Annotated in this window: 18 protein-coding genes; 7 read left to right on the top strand and 11 right to left on the bottom strand. The window is 57.5% G+C overall.

Features of this window, described 5'->3' with window-relative positions:
* Positions 1 to 114: 114 nt before the first annotated feature.
* Positions 115 to 1,089, top strand: a complete 975-nt coding sequence (gene hemB, locus OGV69_RS09185; protein ID WP_069323928.1) for a porphobilinogen synthase — start codon at positions 115 to 117, stop codon at positions 1,087 to 1,089.
* A 79-nt stretch (positions 1,090 to 1,168) separates the two neighbouring features.
* On the opposite strand, the gene tauD is transcribed toward hemB, so the two are convergent.
* From tauD to tauA, 4 genes are read right to left on the bottom strand one after another with little or no spacing between them, the layout of a single operon-like run.
* Positions 1,169 to 2,020 carry a taurine dioxygenase gene (tauD, locus tag OGV69_RS09190; RefSeq protein WP_038638080.1) on the bottom strand — a complete coding sequence of 284 codons (852 nt, stop codon included), beginning with the start codon at positions 2,018 to 2,020 and terminating at the stop codon, positions 1,169 to 1,171.
* Positions 2,017 to 2,847, bottom strand: a complete 831-nt coding sequence (gene tauC, locus OGV69_RS09195) for a taurine ABC transporter permease TauC (protein ID WP_038638077.1) — start codon at positions 2,845 to 2,847, stop codon at positions 2,017 to 2,019. Before tauC ends, tauD begins: the two co-directional genes overlap by 4 nt.
* Positions 2,844 to 3,611: a taurine ABC transporter ATP-binding subunit gene (gene tauB, locus OGV69_RS09200; RefSeq protein WP_069323927.1), complete on the bottom strand. Its 768-nt coding sequence runs from the start codon at positions 3,609 to 3,611 to the stop codon at positions 2,844 to 2,846. The genes tauC and tauB overlap by 4 nt, the downstream gene beginning before the upstream one ends.
* A gap of 11 nt (positions 3,612 to 3,622) precedes the next feature.
* On the bottom strand, positions 3,623 to 4,585 hold the full coding sequence (gene tauA / locus OGV69_RS09205) for a taurine ABC transporter substrate-binding protein (RefSeq protein WP_069323926.1): 963 nt from the start codon (positions 4,583 to 4,585) through the stop codon (positions 3,623 to 3,625).
* Positions 4,586 to 4,929: 344 nt separating this feature from the next.
* Here tauA and OGV69_RS09210 point away from each other — a divergent pair, with 344 nt between their 5' ends.
* The 6 genes from OGV69_RS09210 (at position 4,930) to fbpC (ending at position 12,713) form a co-directional block, all read left to right on the top strand.
* Positions 4,930 to 5,559 (top strand): response regulator transcription factor, encoded by a 630-nt coding sequence (locus OGV69_RS09210; RefSeq protein WP_038638064.1) that lies wholly within the window; start codon positions 4,930 to 4,932, stop codon positions 5,557 to 5,559.
* Positions 5,559 to 7,100, top strand: a complete 1,542-nt coding sequence (locus OGV69_RS09215) for an MASE1 domain-containing sensor histidine kinase (protein WP_069323925.1) — start codon at positions 5,559 to 5,561, stop codon at positions 7,098 to 7,100. Before OGV69_RS09210 ends, OGV69_RS09215 begins: the two co-directional genes overlap by 1 nt.
* An 85-nt stretch (positions 7,101 to 7,185) precedes the next feature.
* Complete coding sequence (gene uhpC, locus OGV69_RS09220) at positions 7,186 to 8,481, top strand: MFS transporter family glucose-6-phosphate receptor UhpC (protein WP_038638059.1); 1,296 nt, start codon at positions 7,186 to 7,188, stop codon at positions 8,479 to 8,481.
* Positions 8,478 to 9,509, top strand: a complete 1,032-nt coding sequence (locus tag OGV69_RS09225; RefSeq protein WP_069323924.1) for an ABC transporter substrate-binding protein — start codon at positions 8,478 to 8,480, stop codon at positions 9,507 to 9,509. Before uhpC ends, OGV69_RS09225 begins: the two co-directional genes overlap by 4 nt.
* 67 nt (positions 9,510 to 9,576) lie before the next feature.
* Positions 9,577 to 11,655, top strand: a complete 2,079-nt coding sequence (locus OGV69_RS09230; RefSeq protein WP_038638053.1) for an ABC transporter permease — start codon at positions 9,577 to 9,579, stop codon at positions 11,653 to 11,655.
* Positions 11,656 to 11,666: 11 nt separating this feature from the next.
* Entirely contained in the window at positions 11,667 to 12,713 is a 1,047-nt protein-coding gene (gene fbpC / locus OGV69_RS09235) for a ferric ABC transporter ATP-binding protein (RefSeq protein WP_069323923.1), read from the top strand.
* A gap of 108 nt (positions 12,714 to 12,821) precedes the next feature.
* On the opposite strand, the gene mmuM is transcribed toward fbpC, so the two are convergent.
* The 7 genes from mmuM to mhpB form a co-directional block, all read right to left on the bottom strand.
* Entirely contained in the window at positions 12,822 to 13,754 is a 933-nt protein-coding gene (mmuM, locus tag OGV69_RS09240; RefSeq protein ID WP_069323922.1) for a homocysteine S-methyltransferase, read from the bottom strand.
* Between the two features lie 114 nt (positions 13,755 to 13,868).
* On the bottom strand, positions 13,869 to 15,080 hold the full coding sequence (gene mhpT / locus OGV69_RS09245; RefSeq protein WP_038643046.1) for a 3-(3-hydroxy-phenyl)propionate transporter MhpT: 1,212 nt from the start codon (positions 15,078 to 15,080) through the stop codon (positions 13,869 to 13,871).
* 68 nt (positions 15,081 to 15,148) lie between these two features.
* Complete coding sequence (gene mhpE / locus OGV69_RS09250; protein ID WP_069323921.1) at positions 15,149 to 16,162, bottom strand: 4-hydroxy-2-oxovalerate aldolase; 1,014 nt, start codon at positions 16,160 to 16,162, stop codon at positions 15,149 to 15,151.
* The gene (mhpF, locus tag OGV69_RS09255; protein ID WP_069323920.1) at positions 16,159 to 17,109 is read right to left on the bottom strand and encodes an acetaldehyde dehydrogenase; all 951 of its coding nucleotides are present in this window, start codon (positions 17,107 to 17,109) and stop codon (positions 16,159 to 16,161) included. Before mhpF ends, mhpE begins: the two co-directional genes overlap by 4 nt.
* Entirely contained in the window at positions 17,106 to 17,915 is an 810-nt protein-coding gene (mhpD, locus tag OGV69_RS09260) for a 2-keto-4-pentenoate hydratase (RefSeq protein WP_069323919.1), read from the bottom strand. Before mhpD ends, mhpF begins: the two co-directional genes overlap by 4 nt.
* Before the next feature lie 9 nt (positions 17,916 to 17,924).
* Complete coding sequence (gene mhpC / locus OGV69_RS09265; RefSeq protein ID WP_069323918.1) at positions 17,925 to 18,791, bottom strand: 2-hydroxy-6-oxonona-2,4-dienedioate hydrolase; 867 nt, start codon at positions 18,789 to 18,791, stop codon at positions 17,925 to 17,927.
* Between the two features lie 28 nt (positions 18,792 to 18,819).
* Positions 18,820 to 19,764, bottom strand: coding sequence for a 2,3-dihydroxyphenylpropionate/2,3-dihydroxicinnamic acid 1,2-dioxygenase (mhpB, locus tag OGV69_RS09270; RefSeq protein ID WP_069323917.1), 945 nt, complete (start codon positions 19,762 to 19,764; stop codon positions 18,820 to 18,822).

Raw genomic sequence — 19,764 nt, forward strand, 5'->3', positions numbered from 1 at the left:
TAAAAGAGGTTATTAAGAGTGGAACCTCACTCGCATAACGCCAACTTTCGTAAACCACCCGCCCTCAGGTTCAGGTATACTGCGACCTTCGATTCCACAAACATCAGGCATACCATGACAGACCTAATCCATCGCCCTCGCCGCCTGCGCAAATCTCCTGCGCTACGCGCTATGTTTGAAGAGACAACACTCAGCTTAAATGACCTGGTGTTGCCGATCTTTGTTGAAGAAGAACTCGACGATTACAAAGCCATCGACGCCATGCCGGGCGTGATGCGCATTCCAGAGAAACACCTGGCGCGCGAAATTGAACGCATTGCCACTGCAGGTATCCGTTCGGTCATGACCTTCGGCATTTCCCACCACACCGACGACACCGGCAGCGATGCCTGGAAAGAAGATGGTCTGGTGGCGCGCATGTCGCGTATCTGTAAGCAGACCGTACCGGAAATGATCGTCATGTCCGACACCTGCTTCTGTGAGTACACCTCGCATGGTCACTGCGGCGTGTTGTGCGATCACGGCGTCGATAATGATTTAACCCTTGCCAACCTCGGCAAACAGGCAGTCGTTGCTGCCGCTGCGGGTGCAGATTTCATCGCCCCTTCCGCCGCAATGGACGGTCAGGTGCAGGCGATTCGCCAGGCGCTGGATGCCGCGGGCTTCACCGATACCGCGATCATGTCCTACTCCACTAAGTTTGCCTCTTCTTTCTATGGCCCGTTCCGTGAAGCAGCAGGTACAGCGCTGAAGGGCGATCGTAAAACCTATCAGATGAACCCGATGAACCGCCGCGAGGCGATTCGCGAATCACTGCTGGATGAAGCCCAGGGTGCAGACTGCCTGATGGTGAAACCGGCCGGCGCGTACCTCGATATTCTGCGCGATATCCGCGAACGCACCGAATTGCCAATTGGCGCTTATCAGGTTAGCGGTGAATACGCGATGATCAAGTTCGCGGCGATGGCGGGTGCTATCGATGAAAATAAAGTGGTGCTGGAAAGCTTAGGTTCGATCAAACGCGCGGGCGCGGATCTGATCTTCAGCTACTTTGCGCTGGATCTGGCTGAGAAAAAAATCCTGCGTTAATTGACCTTGTGCCGGATGGCGGCTTCGCCTTATCCGGCCTGTTATCGCCAGGTCCGGTCAGCGAAGCGCCAGCGGTTATTCACCCGGCCCGATAAAACGGCTTGTCTCCAAGAATTGTCGCCCGGTGCATAATGCGCCGCTGCGGCAGATAATCCGCGTTGGCATAGTGCTGCGTCACGCGATTATCCCAAATCGCCACATCGTTAGGCTGCCAGCGCCAGCGCACCTGGAACTCCGGTTTGGTGATATGCGCGAACAAAAAGCCCAGCAGCGCCTCGCTCTCTTTTTCCGTCACATCAACAATTCGCGTGGTAAACCCTTCATTCACAAACAGCGCTTGCTTGCCACTCACAGGATGGGTACGCACCACCGGATGCAATAACGGTGGATGTTTGGCGACCGCCTCCAGCCAGCGCTGATGCTCCTCTGGCGTCTGGCGATATTTATATTCCTGAAATGATTTACGAAAATCATGCTCTGCCCGCAGGCCGCTCAGCAGCTGGCGAAACGGCTGGGAAAGAGCATCATAAGCAGCAATCCCGCTGGTCCACAGGGTGTCTCCGCCTGTCGATGGCAGCTCTTTCGCCGCCAGAATCGCTCCGGCGGGCGGCGTGTCGATAAACGTCACATCAGTGTGCCAGTTGTCGTTATCGGGCGGATTATCGTTGTGGGTATCCAGCACGATTATTTCGTCCACCCCTTCGGCATGTGGGTAGACCGGGTGAATATGCAGGTCGCCAAAACGTAGCGCCAGCGCGCGCTGCTGCTGTGGCGTAATCACCTGCTCGCGCAGGAACACCACCTGATGGCGCAATACAGCATGATAAAGCTGTTCAAACTGGTTATCGCTTAATGGGCGCGTTAAATCCGCGCCGGTAATTTGTGCGCCAATGTATGGCCCCAGCGGGGTAATGCTCAGACGTTCACTCATTGTACTTCTCCATGCCAGGGTGTCAGACGGCGCTGAAGCGCGCGCAGACCCAGCTCTAAAATAAACGCGATAACGGCAATTACCGCGATCCCCGCCAGCACAACATCCGTTGCCAGAAACTCACCGGCTGATTGCACCATAAATCCTAAACCTCGCGTCGCGGCAATCAGCTCCGCCGCCACCAGGGTCGACCACCCCACGCCCAGTCCAATGCGCAGTCCGGTCAAAATCTCCGGCAAGGCACCTGGTAAAATCACAAACCACAGCACCTGCGCACGGCTGGCCCCCAGCGACTGCGCGGCCCGGATTCTCACCTGCTGCGCACTTTTTACGCCCGCCAGCGCCGACATCGCCACAGGGGCGAAAATCGCCAGGTAAATCAGCAGGATCTTGGAGGTTTCACCAATACCAAACCAGATAACCATCAGCGGCAAATAGGCCAATGGCGGAACCGGACGATACAATTCAATGATTGGGTCGAGAATGCCGCGAATCGTCGGACTCAGCCCCATGGCGATGCCGACCGGAATCCCCAACACCACCGCCGCCAGCAGCGCGATAACAATACGCGTCAAACTGGCCGCCAGATGCTGCCACAGCGTGGCATCCATAAACCCCTGCGGCCCGGCAATACTGATGAGCTTTTGCAAAACCTGGCCCGGCGGCGGCAGAAACAACGGGCTGATTAACTGCAGCGCCGCCACCGTCCACCACAGCGCCAAAATGACGGCCAGCGTACCGAGGCTTAAAGTCATCTGGCGCGAGAACGGCCAGCGCCAGTTCAGCGCCCGCGGGCGGCGGGGTTTGTCATTAATCACCACGCTCATGAGAAGGCCTCCCGTTGTTCAAAGACACGACTTAACACATACTCGCGCATGGCGATAAACTGCGGATCGGACTTAATGCTGCGACTCGCCTCTCCGGCCACAAAACGCCGGGCGAAATTAAGCGGCAGTCGTTCCAGCACCCGACCAGGGCCTGGCGACAGCAATACCAGTTCCGTGGCCATAAACACCGCTTCTTCGATATCATGGGTAATCAACAGCACCTGCTTCCCCGTTTCATGCCAAAGTTTCAGCAGCAGGGTTTGCATCTGCTCGCGGGTAAAGGCGTCGAGCGCGCCAAACGGCTCATCGAGTAGCAACAGCTGCGGGTTGGCCGCCAGCGCCCGCGCAATGCCGACACGCTGACGCTGCCCACCGGAAAGCTGCCAGATAAAGCGTTTTTCCGCGCCCTCCAGCCCCACTTTTTGCAACATTTCCTGAGCAATACGCTGACGCTGCGGTTTCTCCATGCCCGTCAGTTGCAGACCGAAGGTGACGTTGTCCTGCACGTTGCGCCAGGGCAACAGACCTTCATTCTGAAACACCACTCCACGTTCTGCGCCAGGTCCTTCGACCTTACTGCCCGCCAGCATAATGCTGCCGTGTTGATACGGTACAAATCCGGCAATCAGATTTAACAATGTGGTTTTCCCACAACCGGAAGGTCCCAGCACCACCAGCAGTTCACCGCTATCGAGCGTCAGGTTGATATCCTCAAGCACCGGTTTGCCGCCGTAACTGGCATTAAGATGAGAGATTTGCAGCATCAGCGTCCCCTTTATTGCACGAAACGATCGGTCACGTACTGGCTATAATCCGTCGCTACGGCGGGCACTTTGCCCTGCTCTTTAAGGAACTGCGCGGTGTCGATAATCGCTTTATTTACCGGTCCGGTAAGCTCGGCGGTTTGCTGCTGCGGAGTCAGATAGGTGTTACCTTTCACCAGCCCCGGCACATCCGCCTCTGGCACACCGCTTAAGCGCGCCAGCTTGCTGATATTCTCCGGTTGTTTGAGCCAGGCATCCGGGTTGGCGATATAGGGCTGCTGCGCATCGATGGCGCTTTTCGCAAATGCTTTCACTACCTCAGGGTATTTCTCGGCAAAATCTTTGCGTACCACCCACACGTCCAACGTTGGCGCCCCCCATTCACCGACTTTTTCCGAGTCAGTCAGTACCTTGCCGTCTTTTTCCAGCGCATTGACTGCAGGCGCCCAGACGTACGCGCCGTCAATATCTCCGCGCTGCCAGGCGGCAATAATCGCCGGTGGCTGAAGGTTCACAATCTCTACCTGGCCGGGTTTAATCCCCCAATGTTTCAGCGCTGCCAGCAGGCTGTAATGGGTGGTGGAGATAAACGGCACGGCAATGCGCTTACCAATCAAATCTTCCGGTTTACTGATGTTTTTCTTCACCACCAGCGCTTCAGAATTGCCGAGCTTTGATGCCAGCAGGAAAACCTCAATCGGCACCTGCTGACTGGCCGCTACCGCCAGCGGGCTGGAGCCGAGGTTACCGATCTGTACGTCGCCGGATGCCAACGCGCGGACAATACTCGCGCCGCTGTCAAACTTGCGCCAGTCAACGGTGGCTCCGCTCTCTTTAGCGAAAGTGTTATCCGCCTGCGCCACTTTGGCGGGTTCGGCGGAAGTTTGATACGCGACAGTGACGTTCACCGCCTGCGCCTGAAATGCGATGAATGCCAGTGCGGCAAGAAGTGCGTTACGCGATGAATTAGCCATGATTGTCTGCTCCCCTGTCTTGTTATAGGAGGCAGTATTTCGTTGCGGCCCACTTTGATAAAGGAATTAAAAATTCTGGCTAAGAACAAAGCGTTTTTAGAAAAAAACCGGCAATGCTTATACACAAAATCATTCAAGATGCGTCGAGGCGGCAAGGGAAGAAATCCCCAGGAGCATAGATAACTATGTGACTGGGGTTTCTGAGTGCAGCCAACAAAGAGGCAGCTTGAAGGATGAAGTGTATTGCGATTTTGTTACATTCGTTACATAACTGCGCCTGGATGATTGCCAGCGCTGCGCTGGCAGGCATCATAGACGCTATTGTCAGGCAAGAGAGCAATATCATGATTCATGTTGTGCTGGTGGATGACCATGTGGTGGTGCGTTCCGGCTTTGCGCAATTACTCAGTCTCGAAGACGATCTCAACGTCACCGGTCAGTTCAGTAGCGCGGCGGAGGCCTGGCCTGCATTACTGCATGATGACGTCAACGTCGCGGTGATGGACATCGCCATGCCGGATGAAAATGGCCTGAGCCTGCTAAAACGACTGCGGGCGCAGAAGCCCGGTTTTCGCGCCATTATTCTCAGCATTTATGACTCGCCGACGTTTGTACAAAGTGCACTGGATGCTGGCGCCAGCGGCTATCTGACCAAACGCTGCGGACCCGAAGAACTGGTGCAAGCGGTACGGTCGGTGGGTATGGGCGGGCATTATCTGTGCGCCGATGCGCTGCGGGCGTTACGCGGCGGCGAGCAGCCCGCGCAGGTCCTGGAGGTACTGACCCCGCGCGAGCGCGAAGTGTTTGATCTATTGGTCAAAGGCGACAGCGTGAAAGAGATTGCCTTTAAGCTCGATCTCAGCCACAAAACGGTTCACGTCCACCGCGCGAACGTGCTGGGCAAATTGCAATGCCACAGCACTATCGAGTTGGTGCATTTTGCCCTCGACCACCAGCTACTGACGGGGCATTAATGTCGCGTAACCTTCGTCATTGGGTAATCTCCCTGTTTATTCTGCTGGCCTGGGGATCGGGCTGGTTGATGCTGTGGACGCTGGGGTTTTACCTGACCCACAACGGTCAGCAGGCGGCATTATTCCTGCCACACGGGGTCTATCTTGCACTGTTGATTCTGCTTTCTCGCCGCTACTGGCCCGCGCTGGTGCTGCCGCCGGTACTGATGCTGTTCTGGCTGCACAGCGAGCAATTATTGAATGGCTATATTTTGCTGGTAGCCCCATTAATTAGCCTTCTTCCGGCAAGCATCGGTCAGTCATACTGGCACCGCTTCCCCCTGTACTGGCAGCGCTTAACGCTGCTGCTGGCCGCGGTAACAATTACCTCATTGCTTAATACCGCCCTGCTGTCACCGTTTATCGCAAGCCCGGCAACGTTAATTGGCCTGGCGTCGTTTACCGGCGGCGTGCTGCTGACGCCGTTTGTCTATCTGATCTATGAATTTCTGCGCCAGCAGCACCGTTATCATTTGCTCGGGTTGGATACCACCAATCCCCCGCTGCGCACCTCGCTTATCATCTGGTGCAGCCTGTTTTTTATTATTGGCATTGGCACGCAGATGGTACTGTCGCCGGATATCGAGCGCCTGCTGCTGATCGTGGTGTTTTTACCGAACGTGGTGATGGCATGGAAATTCGGCTGGCAGGGCGGCGTGTTGTCCGGATTGCTCGGCAGCATGATGATCACCATCGCCCGGCAGATAGGCGTGGGGTTCAGTAATCTTCTTGAACTGGAGATTTTTCTCGCGACGCAGGCGTTGCTGGGTATTGGTCTTGGTATCGCCATCAGCCGCCAGCAGCATCTGGCGCAAAACTTGCACCATTATCGCCAGCGTCTGGAAGCCGAACTGGCGGCACGCCGTGCGCTGACCGAACAGCTGATTCGTACCGAGGAAGACACGCGAAAAAGTTTAGCGCGCGAACTGCATGACGAAATAGGCCAGAACATCACCGCCATCCAGATTCAGACGCAACTGGTCAAACGCGCGCCGGGTCGCGAGCAAACGCTTGAGGCGGCGAATCAGATCAACGATCTTGCCCGGCGCATTCACCACTCCACCCGCCAGCTTCTGCGCCAGTTGCGCCCGCCCGCGCTTGATGAACTGTCTTTCAAAGATGCGCTGTATCATCTGGTGAATGAATTTGCCTTTGCCGAGCGGGGCATCCGCTGCCGATTTAATTACCATCTGGAAAATACGCCAGAAAATGAAACGGTGCGCTTCACACTGTATCGCCTGATGCAGGAACTGCTCAATAACATCTGTAAGCATGCCGATGCCAGCGAGGTATCGATTACGCTACGCCAGCGGGAACACCGCCTGTCACTGGAAGTCGATGACAACGGCGTGGGTATCCTCCCGGAAAAAATCCCCGGTTTCGGTATCCAGGGGATGCGTGAGCGGGTAAGCGCCCTCGGTGGCGAACTCACGCTGGAATCGAACCACGGCACGCGGGTAATTGTTAACCTGCCCACAAATTTGCAACAAACCAGCCGCTAACCAGGAAAAAGTCTTAGTCACTGCGGACTTTCTCTCATCCCCTTTTGCTTTCACTTTCCTATAGTCAGCACAAACGGAGACCGCCATGCACGCACGCGAAACAGACCAACAATACCGGACGCTACGTCCACAATTGCTGATGTGCATGGTGATTGGCTACGCCGCGTTTTATCTGACGCGCAAAAGCGTCAACTATGTACTCCCGGCGCTGCAAACGGATCTGGGGCTGGATAAAGGCGATATCGGTCTGCTGGGATCGCTGTTTTATCTGACCTACGGCCTGTCGAAATTCGCCGCCGGATTGTGGCACGACAGCCATGGGCAGCGCGCGTTCATGGGAATCGGCCTGTTCGCCACTGGTGTTTTGAACGTGGTGTTCGCCTTTGGTGAATCGCTGACGCTGCTGCTGGCGGTCTGGACGTTGAACGGATTTTTCCAGGGCTGGGGCTGGCCGCCCTGCGCCCGCCTGCTGACCCACTGGTACTCGCGCAACGAACGCGGCTTCTGGTGGGGTTGCTGGAATATGTCGATCAACATCGGCGGGGCCATCATCCCGCTGATTAGCGCCTTTGCCGCCCTCTGGTGGGGCTGGCAGGCAGCGATGCTGGCACCGGGGATAATCAGCATGGCGTTAGGTATCTGGCTCACCCTGCAACTGAAAGGCACGCCCCAGGAAGAGGGATTACCGACAGTTGGAGAATGGCGGCACGATCCGCTGGAGCTACGTCAGGAGCAGCAGAGCCCGCCGATGGGGCTGTGGCAAATGTTACGCACCACCATGCTGAAAAATCCGATGATCTGGCTGCTTGGCGTGTCGTATGTACTGGTCTATTTGATCCGCATTGCGCTCAACGACTGGGGCAACATCTGGCTGACGGAAAGCCACGGCGTGAATCTGCTCAGCGCCAATGCCACGGTGATGTTGTTTGAAGTCGGCGGCTTGCTCGGCGCGCTATTTGCCGGATGGGGATCGGATCTGCTGTTCAGCGGTCAGCGCGCGCCGATGATATTGCTGTTCACGCTGGGACTGATGGTCTCCGTCGCCGCCCTGTGGCTGGCCCCGGTGCACCACTATGCGCTGCTGGCAGTCTGTTTCTTTACCGTGGGCTTTTTTGTGTTTGGCCCGCAGATGTTGATTGGTCTGGCTGCTGTCGAATGCGGACACAAAGCGGCGGCAGGTTCAATCACCGGTTTTCTCGGGCTGTTCGCCTATCTGGGGGCCGCGCTGGCGGGTTGGCCGCTGTCGCTGGTCATAGAACACTACGGCTGGTCGGGAATGTTCAGTTTGCTCTCGGTTGCCGCTGTTTTTATGGGTTTATTGCTGATGCCATTGCTCATTGCGGGCATTACCCCTTCTCTCAGTCAAAGGATAAAACAATGAAACTGACGCTTACCTCTACCCTGATTGCCTCCGCTCTGACGCTGGCGGCCTTCAGCAGTGCGGCACAAGCTCAAGGACGTCTGGTGGTGTATTGCAGCGCCACCAACGAGATGTGCGAAACCGAAACCAAAGCCTTCGGCGACAAATATGATGTGAAAACCTCATTTATTCGTAACGGCTCCGGCAGCACGCTGGCGAAGGTCGATGCCGAGAAGAAAAACCCGCAGGCGGATGTGTGGTACGGCGGTACGCTGGATCCACAATCCCAGGCCGGTGAAATGGGCCTGCTGCAGCCATACAAATCACCTAACCTCGCGCAGATCATGGAGAAGTTCCGCGATCCGGCGAAAGTAAAAGGTAACCTCTCCTCGGCGGTGTATGTCGGTATTCTGGGCTTTGGCGTTAATACTCAACGCCTGAAAGAGAAAAACCTGCCGGTACCGAAATGCTGGAAGGATCTGACCAAACCAGAATACAAAGGGGAAATCCAGATTGCTGACCCACAGAGTTCAGGCACCGCCTACACCGCGCTGGCGACCTTCGCTCAGCTTTGGGGTGAGGATCAGGCTTTTGATTACCTGAAACAGCTCAACGCCAACGTCTCCCAGTACACCAAATCCGGCATTGCTCCGGCGCGTAATGCCGCCCGTGGCGAAACGGCGATCGGCATTGGCTTCCTGCACGACTACTCGCTGGAAAAAGAACAGGGTGCCCCGCTGGAGCTGATCTCCCCGTGCGAAGGCACCGGCTATGAAATTGGCGGCGTCAGCATCCTGAAAGGCGCGCGCAACCTCGACAACGCCAAACTGTTCGTTGACTGGGTGCTGTCGAAAGACGCCCAGGAGTTGGCATGGAAGAAAGGTAAATCCTATCAGATCCTGACCAACACCACCGCCGAGACCTCGCCGAACTCGCTGAAGCTCGACGACCTGAAGCTTATCAACTACGACATGGATAAGTACGGCTCGACCGACGTACGTAAGGCCCTGATCAATAAGTGGGTTAGCGAAGTGAAGATGGGTAAATAAGCCCACGTTGCGTTCATTTGCCGGGTGCGGCGTAAGCGCCCGCCCGGCCTGAAATACCGGAACCGCTATGTCACACACACTTGCACTCCATCCCGTGAAAAAACGGGATGCGATATTTCTTTGGGTTTTGCTCGGCTGGCTGGCGTTTGCCCTGCTGCCAAGCTGGAGCCTGGACTACGGTCTGCTGGAGTCGACGGGCGAAGAAATTCTCGCCGCCTACGGCTGGTCACAATTCAATATCAGTTGGTTATGGTATCTGCTACCGAGCCTGCTGCTGGTACGCCCGTTCCATGAAGCCAGACGCGAACAGCGCGGCCGCCATTATCTTGACGCAGGCTGGGCATTCTTCTGCATGGCCTTTATCGTCGCCAGCGCCACGCTTGAAGGTCGCGGCTTAGGCTATGCCACCATCGTGCTGTTTGTGGCGCTGGGCGCAATTATGACCCTGGCGCTTACCCGTCTGGAATGGCTGGGCGGCGACCGTTTCGTCATCGGCTCGCTGACCGCGATTGTCGCGCTGATCGGTATTTTTATCGTCTGGCCGAGCATCGCTATTTTCATTCCGATGTTCACCAACGACGCCGGGGAATTTGCGCCACTGGCGTTTATGAATGTGCTGTCGCAGGCGCATATCATTCAGGTGATCCTCAACTCGATTATGCTGTCGATTGCCGTCGGCGTCGGCTGTACCTTCTTTGGCCTGGTGCTGGCTATCTACACGACCCGTATCGCCAGACGTAGCGCCATCATCGGACGTATCTTCTCGATTCTGCCGATCGTTACCCCGCCGTTTGTCGTCGGTTTAGGCGTTACGCTGATGATGGGTCGCTCTGGTTACATCACCGAATTTATGGTCGACTGGTTCGGCTTAACCAACACCAACTGGCTGTACGGTTTTACCGGCATCTGGCTGGCGCAGGTGCTGGCCTTTACGCCGATGGCGTTTATGATCCTCGACGGGGCGATCAAGACCATTCATCCGTCGCTGGAAGAAGCGTCATACACCCTGCGTGCCAGCCGCTGGCAGACCTTTAACGGCGTGTTTGTCCCACTACTGAAACCGGCGCTGGCGAACGCCTTTTTGATTGTGGTGGTACAGTCGCTGGCCGACTTCAGTAACCCGCTGGTGCTCGGCGGTAACTTCGACGTGCTGGCAACGCAAATTTACTTCTACATCACCGGCTCGCAGCTCGATTATCAGGCCGCCAGTACGCTGGGCGCGTTCCTGCTGCTGTTCTCGCTGCTGGTATTCTGTGTGCAGTACATGTGGATCGGCAAGCGCTCCTACGTGACGGTCTCCGGTAAATCCTACCGGGGCGACGTCCAGCCGCTGCCAGTGACGCTGGTGTGGAGCGTAGTTGCGCTGCTGGCGGTGTGGATTGCCTTTAACGCCCTGCTCTACGGCAGCATTTTCTACGGCAGTTTCACCGTTAACTGGGGCGTGGACTACACCCTGACGCTGGCGAACTTTACCAAACTGTTCGGTCAGGGGATGAGCGACGGCGCGTGGCCTTCACTGCTCGACACTCTGCTCTACGCCGGGATTGCCGCGCCGATCACCGCGATCTTTGGTCTGCTGATCGCGTGGATTGTGGTGCGCCAGCAGTTTAAAGGTAAAAAAACCATCGAGTTCACCACCATGCTGTGCTTTGCCGTTCCTGGCACCGTAGCGGGCGTGTCGTACATTCTGGCCTTTAACAGCGCCCCGGTGTACCTCACCGGCACCGCCGCCATCGTGATTATCTCAATGGTGATGCGTAACGTGCCGGTCGGTATCCGGGCGGGCATCGCGGGCTTAGGCCAAATCGATAAATCGCTGGATGAAGCCTCGCTTAGCCTGCGTGCCGGTTCCCTGCGGACCATTACGCATATCCTGCTACCGCTGCTGCGCCCGGCGATCCTCTCGGCGCTGATCTACAGCTTTGTGCGCGCCATTACCACCGTCAGTGCCATTGTGTTCCTTGTGACGCCGGATACCCGCGTGGCGACGGCCTACATCCTCAACCGCGTGGAAGACGGCGAGTACGGGGTGGCGATTGCCTACGGTTCGATTCTGATCGTGGTGATGCTGGCGATTATTTTCATCTTTGACTGGCTGATCGGCGAATCACGTACCTCCCGTTCAAAAGCTAAAAACCAGGCGTAATGGAGCGCACTATGACTCAGAAAAATTTCGTTGAACTGCGCAACGTCACTAAACGATTTGGCAGCAACACGGTTATCGACAACATCAACCTCACCATTCCGCAGGGGCAAATGGTGACGCTGCTCGGCCCCTCCGGCTGTGGCAAAACCACCATTTTGCGGCTTGTCGCCGGGCTGGAAAAACCGAGTGAAGGCCAGATTTTTATTGATGGCGAAGATGTCACCCATCGTTCCATTCAGCAACGCGATATCTGCATGGTGTTTCAGTCGTATGCTCTGTTTCCGCACATGTCGCTGGGAGAGAACGTCGGCTATGGCCTGAAGATGCTTGGCGTGTCGCGCAGCGAAGTGAAGACGCGGGTGAAAGAAGCGCTGGCGATGGTCGATCTGGAGGGGTTCGAAGAGCGCTATGTCGATCAGATCTCCGGCGGTCAGCAGCAGCGCGTGGCACTGGCCCGCGCGTTGATCCTCAAACCGAAGGTGCTGCTGTTTGATGAGCCGCTGAGCAACCTGGACGCCAACCTGCGTCGCAGCATGCGCGACAAGATCCGCGAGCTACAAAAGCAGTTTGATATCACCTCGCTGTACGTTACCCACGATCAGAGCGAAGCCTTTGCGGTTTCCGATACCGTACTGGTGATGAATAAAGGACACATCATGCAGATCGGTTCGCCACAGGAGCTCTATCGTCAGCCTGCCTCACGTTTTATGGCGAGTTTCATGGGCGATGCCAACCTGTTTCCGGCCACCTTTAGCGCAGGATACGTTGATATCTACGGCTATCGTTTGCCGCGACCGCCGCACTTTAACGATCACGGAGAAGGGATGGTCGGCGTGCGCCCGGAAGCGATCACGCTCAGCGATCGCGGCGAGGAGAGCCAGCGCTGCGCGATCCGCCATGTCGCCTATATGGGCCCTCAGTATGAAGTCACGGTGGAGTGGCATGGACAGGAGATCTTGTTACAGGTCAACGCCACGCGCCTGCAGCCGGACGTCGGCGAGCAGTACTACCTTGAAATCCACCCGTACGGCATGTTTGTGCTGGCAGATGCGGCATAAGATTTTGTTGCTTTGTAGGTCGGATAAGGCGCTTGTGCCGCCATCCGACAATGCCTGATGCGCTGCGCTTATCGGGCCTACATTGTTCACTATAGGCCCGATAAACTCTCAGCTTCGCGCTTTTAGCGCGGCAATATCCTTCGGCGTGGTGCGACAACACCCGCCGATCAACCGTGCGCCTGCGGCCTGCCACTGCGGCAAATAATCGGCCAGCCGCGCGCAATGTTCACCGTGATGGTGCCAGGTTTTACTTACCGCATCGTAATGCTCGCCCGAATTCGGATACACCACCAGTGGCAGTGCCGTTAAGCCGTGCAGATGCTGCAATGCGGCGGTGGTCTTTTCCAGCGCAATACAGTTGATGCCTAACGCCACCACCTGCGGATAACCCGCCAGCAACGCCACCACGTCACGCAGCGGCGTACCGTCGCTCAGGTGCTCGCTGTCGCGCAGAGTAAACGAGAACCACGCCCTGGCACGCGGATACGCGGTCAACAGCTCAGCCAGCGCGCCAATCTCGATAAAATTCGGCAGGGTTTCACAGGCCAGCAGATCGGCCCCGGCATCCAGCAACGCTTCCACGCGCGGACGGTGAAACGCCTGAAATTCCTCAGCGCTACGTTGATAATCGCCACGATACTCTGATCCATCCGCCAGATACGCGCCATAAGGCCCGACGGAGCCTGCCACCAGCAGCGTACCCGCCTGCGGGTTCTCAGCCAGCCAGGCTTCACGCGCTTTACGCGCCAGCTCCACGCTTTTGCCAATCAGCGCTTTCGACTGCGCTTCATTCAGGCCGCGCGCGGCAAAACCTGCCGGCGTGGCCTGATAGCTGGCGGTGATCGCGCATTGCGCCCCCGCCCGGAAATAATCAAGATGCACTTCGCGGATAAGCTGCGGATTTTCGACCAGCACTTTGGCTGACCACAGGCTGTCTGCTAAATCACAACCGCGCGCTTCCAGCTCCGTCGCCATCGCACCATCCAGTAACAGGAAATCCTGTTTGTCGAGGATGGCGCTTAACGGATTATTCTGCGACATGTTCTGGCTCCTGTTTTGATGGAAATAAGCCCTCACACTATCACAGCCATACCCGCAAGGCTCCGCGCTCACCCGCAATTATGGCGATGCGTCAACTCTGCACCAGACGGTCGCTTAAGCACCGTTAGCCGGGATCGACATCTGCGATTTACGGCTCATCAGAATAAATACCGCCAGGCCCGCCAGCAAAATCCCCGGCGCAGACGCCGCCATCACGCCCACCGTTCCTGTGCCCAGCGCTAACATTTTCCCGGCCAGCAGCGGGCCGCTCATCGCGCCCAAACGTCCGACAGCAACGGCGGTGCCCACGCCTGTGGCGCGAATCTGCGTGTTGTAAAATAACGGCGCCAGCGCATACAACACGCTTTGCCCACCAGTGGCAAACATCCCCGCCACAAATCCCGCCATCAGCATGCCGCTGAATGTCGACACCGTCCCCAGCGCCAGCAGCGAAGCCAACATCCCGGTGTAGATCAGCAGCGACATCACCACCGGACGCAGTTTGTCCATCAACGCCCCGAGAATTAACGTCCCGCTGGCTGCACCGATTTGCAGAGCAAACATCACGCCTGCCGCCTGCGAGGGTTGAAATCCCTGCTCCACCAGCAGCATCGGAAGCCAGTTGATCAGCATATACACCACCAGCAGGGTGAAGAAATAGCACAGCCACAGCAGCAGCGTAGCGCTCGCTGCTGCTGGCGCAAACAGGGCGCGCAACGGCGCGGCAGCTACCTGCGTTTGTTGGGTATAAACCTGCGATTCCGGCAACCAGCGCATCAACAGCGGAACCAGCAACAGCGGGATCACCCCGCCAACCCAGAACACCGTTTGCCAGGCGGAGGCGAGACCGCTAAACCCAAGCGCCGCCGCTAACGCCGCGCCAATCGGCACGCCGCAGTACATCAGGCTCACCGCCGTGCCGCGAAAACGTGGCCCCGCCGCTTCGGAGGTCAGCGCGATCAGATTCGGCAATGCCGCGCCCAGCCCGACGCCGGTCATCAGACGGGCAAATACCAGCGATGAGAAATCCCAGGAAATCGCCGTCGCCAGCGAGAACAGGCCGAACAACGCCACGGAGGCAATGAGAATGCGCTTGCGGCCATAGCGATCGGCCAGCATACCGCCCACCAACGCGCCGGGCAGCAGCCCGAGAATACCGGCGCTGAAGATCCAGCCCATCTGCATTTTATCCAGCGCAAACGCCTGAGCGATACCGACGGCAGCGATCCCGGCGGCCTGGAGATCCAGCCCTTCCATCAGGGCGACTAAAAAACACAGCCCGACGGTCAACGTCAGGCGCCAGGATGCGGGGGTACGGGTAGTCATAAGATGTACCTCTGAGGTCACGATGCAGGTGAATCGCGGCTGATACGTTGCCAGCCGCGTAATCATTTTTATTTGCTGTGGCGCAGATCCAGCGCCACGTCGACGATCATATCTTCCTGGCCGCCCACCATTCGGCGCTTGCCCAGTTCAACCAGAATATCAACCGCGCTCAGGCCATAACGCGCCGCCGCCACTTCACAATGACGCAGGAAGCTGGAGTACACCCCGGCATAGCCCAGCGCCAGCGTTTCGCGATCCACCCGCACCGGGCGGTCCTGCAGCGGACGCACCAGATCGTCGGCAGCATCCATCAGCGCATACAGATCGGTGCCATGCTGCCAGCCGAGCTTATCCGCTGCAGCGATAAACACTTCCAGCGGCGCATTGCCCGCGCCTGCGCCCATGCCCGCCAGGCTGGCGTCGATACGATCGCAGCCCTCTTCCACCGCAGCAATCGAGTTCGCCACACCGAGACTGAGGTTGTGATGCGCATGCATTCCGGTTTCCGTCTCCGGCTTCAGTACCGCTTTCAGGGCGCGGAAGCGGGCGCGAATATCACTCATGTTCATCGCTCCGCCGGAATCGACCACGTAGATACAAGTCGCGCCGTAGGTTTCCATCAGCTTCGCCTGCTGCGCCAGATTTTCCGGCGTGGTCATGTGGCTCATCATCAGAAAGCCGACGGTATCCATACCCAGCTCGCGCGCATACTGAATATGCTGGGCCGACACGTCCGCTTCGGTGCAGTGGGTCGCCACGCGTACCACCCGCGCCCCGGCCTGATACGCATTTTTCAGGTCGTGAATAGTACCGATCCCCGGCAGTAACAGCGTGGCGATCTTAGCGTGCTGCACCACGTCTGCCGCCGCTTCAATCCACTCGAGATCGCTGTGCGCGCCAAAGCCGTAGTTAAAGCTGGAACCTTGTAAACCGTCGCCATGCGCCACTTCAATAGAATCGACCCGCGCATCGTCCAGCGCTTTCGCAATCTGGCGCACGTTTTCCAGCGAATACTGGTGACGAATGGCGTGCATACCGTCACGCAGGGTCACGTCAGAGATATAGAGTTTTTTACCGTTCATGCTGCTTCTCCTGACTGACGGGTGAGTGACTGCGCCATCTTCTCAGCGGTCGCCAGCGCGCTGGAGGTCATTATGTCGAGGTTGCCCGCATAGGCAGGTAAATAGTGCGCCGCGCCCTCCACTTCCAGATATACCGCGGTTTTGAGCCCGGAAAACTGGCCGATACCCGGCAGATTCACCGATTTATCCTGCGGGATAACTTCAAACTGTACGCGCTGTTTCAGGCGATAACCCGGCACATAGGCCTGTACCGCCGCCGCCATCTCGTTGATGGACGCTTCAACTTCAATCTCGGAGGCCGCTTCGCTTAGCACATACACCGTGTCGCGCATCATCAGCGGCGGTTCAGCCGGGTTGAGCACAATGATGGCTTTACCTTTTTCGGCGCCGCCGACCACTTCAATCGCCTTTGAGGTGGTTTCGGTGAACTCATCAATATTGGCGCGAGTGCCCGGTCCCGCAGATTTACTGGCGATCGAGGCAATAATTTCGGCGTAATGGACTTTTGCCACGCGAGAGACAGCCGCCACCATTGGGATGGTCGCCTGCCCGCCGCAAGTCACCATATTGACGTTCTGCTGATCAACGTTAGCCTCCAGATTCACCACCGGCACGCAGTATGGACCGATCGCCGCGGGGGTCAGGTCGATCAGGCGGATCCCCGGTTTAATGGCGCGCAGCGCGGCGTCGTTCTTCACATGTGCGCCCGCGCTGGTGGCATCAAACACGATGTCGATATCGGCGAATTCCGGCATGGCGATAAGCCCAGTCACCCCTTCATGGGTGGTGGCAACGCCCATACGTCTGGCGCGCGCCAGACCATCGGATTGCGGGTCAATACCGACCATCACCGCCATCTCCAGGTGCACGCCGTGGCGCAGAATTTTAATCATCAAATCGGTGCCGATGTTGCCGGAGCCGATAATGGCGACTTTACGCTTACTCATGACTGACTTCCTTTTGTAACCGCCGCTGAAAAAGTGGCGGCAACTGAACCAATACCGTCGATATGGGCTTCAAAACGATCGCCCGCATTCACTGATACCATCGGGCCTAACGCCCCGGTGAGAATGATGTCCCCCGCACGCAGCGGCTCGCCGAGGCTGGCCATTTTGCGCGCCAGCCAGACGGCGGCGTTGATCGGATGCCCCAGACATTCGCTGCCGCGCCCACTGGAGACCTCTTCGTTATTGCGCGTCATTTTCATTGCGCAATTTTTCAGATCTAACCCGGCCGGACGCTGCGCCGGCCCGCCGACCACATACACACCGCAGGAGGCATTATCCGCCACGGTATCAACAAACTTTATTGACCAGTCGCGGATACGACTGCCGACCACTTCGAGCGCGGGCAGCACCCACTCGATGGCGTTATACAGCTCATCAAAAGTGGTGTCGGCATTGGGTAGATCGCGGTTCAGCACCAGCGCAATTTCCGCTTCAATACGCGGTTGCAGTACACGCGAAAACGGAATGGTGTCGTTATCGCCGTAGCACATGTCGGCAAACAGCGTGCCGAAGTCTGGCTGATCGACCCCCAATTGCTGTTGCACTTTCGGGTGCGTCAGCCCCACTTTGCGCCCAACCACGCGCCGCCCGCGCGCCACGTTGTCCTGCACGTTGATGCGCTGAATGGCATAGGCCGCTTCGGCATTGTCCACGCCAATCAGTTCACGCAGCGGGGCGATAGCTTCTCCTTTTTCCTCTGCCAGGCGTAAATCGGCGGCTAACTGCTCAAGATTAAGATTCGTCATGTCCGTTCCTTAAGGGCGTGCGAGGAAGTTCAGCACCAGTTGGTTAAAGGCATCCGCATGTTCCCACTGCGCCCAGTGCCCGCAGTCGCGGTAGATGTGCAGTTCAGAACCGGCAATCCCGGAGAGCAGGCGCAGACCGGCGTCCATCGGCACGAACCGGTCGTTGCGGCCCCAGACAATCAGGGTCTGGGCCTTGATTTCACCCAGACGCGGGCTGAAGTCCGGGAACTGTTTCGGGTTGGCTTCCAGACTCTGGACAAAGTTGTCCAGATGATCGCGGCGCGACAGCATGTTATTCAGGCGCGCCTCAAACAGCGCTTCAGTCAGGTCACTGGTGTCGAAGACAAAAATCTCCATCATCAGCTTCAGATTTTCGATGGTCGGCTCACGATATAGCTGATTCAGACGCTTGATGCCTTCGGTCGGCATCGGGGTAAACAGGCTCATGCCGCCCGTTCCGCCGCCCATCAGCACCAGCTTGCCCACGCGCTCTGGCCAGCTCAAAGTAAACGCCACTGCACTGTGGCCACCCATTGAGTTGCCCAGCAAGTGGATTTTCTGAATATCCAGTTGATCGACCACGCTTTTCAGAATGCGAGCGTTGAGATCGGATCGTGACCCGCGGTTAACGATCCCATCGCTTTTCCCCCAGCCAGGACAATCCAGCAGGATCACCCGGTATCCGGCCTCAACCAGCGGATCGATGTTGCGGCTGAAATTCGCCCAGCCCGTCGCGCCAGGACCTGAGCCGTGCAGTAGCACCACGGTCTCTTCGCCCTGCCCACAGTCATTGAAATGCACGCGTAAGGTTTCGCCTGCTTCCTGCACCTCCAGAAAACGGCTGGTGGCGGCTTCGGTTTGCGGTTGGTAAGTCATGCTCTTCTCCTGCATATTCAGTTCTGTTTCAGTTCTGTGTGGTGGCGCTCAGGGAGCCGAATCCGGCGATCCACTCCGGGATCGGGCGATAATAACGGCCTTCGCTGCGCCAGTTGCCAAAGGCAGAAATGGCAGCGAAGGCGGCAACCCAGGTTTTCACTTCGTGCGTTGATTTGCCCGCCATCGCGGATAGCTCTTCATTGCTGACCGCGTCCAGTTCCTGCCAACGTCCCTGCTCAAGCAGGGTCATAAAGCGGTTATCCCAGACGGGGTTAAGTGGGTGCAGCGTGTGCTGGTCTTGCACAAATTTCTCGGCGGCGCTGATCACTCGCTGCTGGCGCAATTCACGCTCGTTTTCGGGTAACTGTTTGCCACTGCCGAGCAGGCGGTCGCGCATATGGGCATCGGCCTTTGCCAGCTCCGGCACCGGTGGCTGATGCGACAGGCCGCCGGAACCTAAAAACAGCACGCGTTTATTCAGCGAACTGGCGAAACGACCAATGGCTTCACCGAGCATGCGGGTACGCTGAAAGCCCGGCAGCGGCGTGGCGACGCCGTTAATAAACACCGGTAACACCGGAGCCTTATCCAGACCACCGAGCAAAAACTCCAGCGGCTGCGCAAAGCCGTGATCGACCTGCATGTTGTAGGACACGGCAAGATCGATACCGCTTTTCATCACCGCATGGGCGCAGGCCTCAGCGAGATCGGTGGGCACCGGCAATTCCCCGGCGGCGCTGCCGAAATCGCCGATTGCGGTGGCCCCTACGCCTAAACAAAACGGCGGCATCACATCGTAGAAAAAACCGTTGTAGTGATCGGGGGCAAACAGCACCACCAGCTCAGGATCGAACGCCGCAATACGTGCGCGGGCGCTGGCGATCACGCCGTTAACTTCATCGAGCACGACCTGCGCCGGGTCGACATAGCCCACCAGCGGCGAGTGGGAAAGACAGTGAAGATAAGCGTGCAT

The sequence above is a fragment of the Citrobacter sp. Cc139 genome (assembly GCF_030334645.1).
Classification (GTDB): Bacteria; Pseudomonadota; Gammaproteobacteria; order Enterobacterales; family Enterobacteriaceae; genus Citrobacter; species Citrobacter werkmanii.

Excerpts from the sequence above, each read along its gene's own strand:
- mhpF (WP_069323920.1), bottom strand. The coding sequence starts at position 17,109 with ATGAGTAAGCGTAAAGTCGCCATTATCGGCTCCGGCAACATCGGCACC.
- hemB (WP_069323928.1), top strand. The coding sequence starts at position 115 with ATGACAGACCTAATCCATCGCCCTCGCCGCCTGCGCAAATCTCCTGCG.
- tauD (WP_038638080.1), bottom strand. The coding sequence starts at position 2,020 with ATGAGTGAACGTCTGAGCATTACCCCGCTGGGGCCATACATTGGCGCA.
- mhpC (WP_069323918.1), bottom strand. The coding sequence starts at position 18,791 with ATGACTTACCAACCGCAAACCGAAGCCGCCACCAGCCGTTTTCTGGAG.
- OGV69_RS09210 (WP_038638064.1), top strand. The coding sequence starts at position 4,930 with ATGATTCATGTTGTGCTGGTGGATGACCATGTGGTGGTGCGTTCCGGC.
- mhpD (WP_069323919.1), bottom strand. The coding sequence starts at position 17,915 with ATGACGAATCTTAATCTTGAGCAGTTAGCCGCCGATTTACGCCTGGCA.
- OGV69_RS09215 (WP_069323925.1), top strand. The coding sequence starts at position 5,559 with ATGTCGCGTAACCTTCGTCATTGGGTAATCTCCCTGTTTATTCTGCTG.
- mmuM (WP_069323922.1), bottom strand. The coding sequence starts at position 13,754 with ATGTCGCAGAATAATCCGTTAAGCGCCATCCTCGACAAACAGGATTTC.
- tauB (WP_069323927.1), bottom strand. The coding sequence starts at position 3,611 with ATGCTGCAAATCTCTCATCTTAATGCCAGTTACGGCGGCAAACCGGTG.
- fbpC (WP_069323923.1), top strand. The coding sequence starts at position 11,667 with ATGACTCAGAAAAATTTCGTTGAACTGCGCAACGTCACTAAACGATTT.
- mhpT (WP_038643046.1), bottom strand. The coding sequence starts at position 15,080 with ATGACTACCCGTACCCCCGCATCCTGGCGCCTGACGTTGACCGTCGGG.
- uhpC (WP_038638059.1), top strand. The coding sequence starts at position 7,186 with ATGCACGCACGCGAAACAGACCAACAATACCGGACGCTACGTCCACAA.
- mhpB (WP_069323917.1), bottom strand. The coding sequence starts at position 19,764 with ATGCACGCTTATCTTCACTGTCTTTCCCACTCGCCGCTGGTGGGCTAT.
- tauA (WP_069323926.1), bottom strand. The coding sequence starts at position 4,585 with ATGGCTAATTCATCGCGTAACGCACTTCTTGCCGCACTGGCATTCATC.
- tauC (WP_038638077.1), bottom strand. The coding sequence starts at position 2,847 with ATGAGCGTGGTGATTAATGACAAACCCCGCCGCCCGCGGGCGCTGAAC.
- mhpE (WP_069323921.1), bottom strand. The coding sequence starts at position 16,162 with ATGAACGGTAAAAAACTCTATATCTCTGACGTGACCCTGCGTGACGGT.
- OGV69_RS09230 (WP_038638053.1), top strand. The coding sequence starts at position 9,577 with ATGTCACACACACTTGCACTCCATCCCGTGAAAAAACGGGATGCGATA.
- OGV69_RS09225 (WP_069323924.1), top strand. The coding sequence starts at position 8,478 with ATGAAACTGACGCTTACCTCTACCCTGATTGCCTCCGCTCTGACGCTG.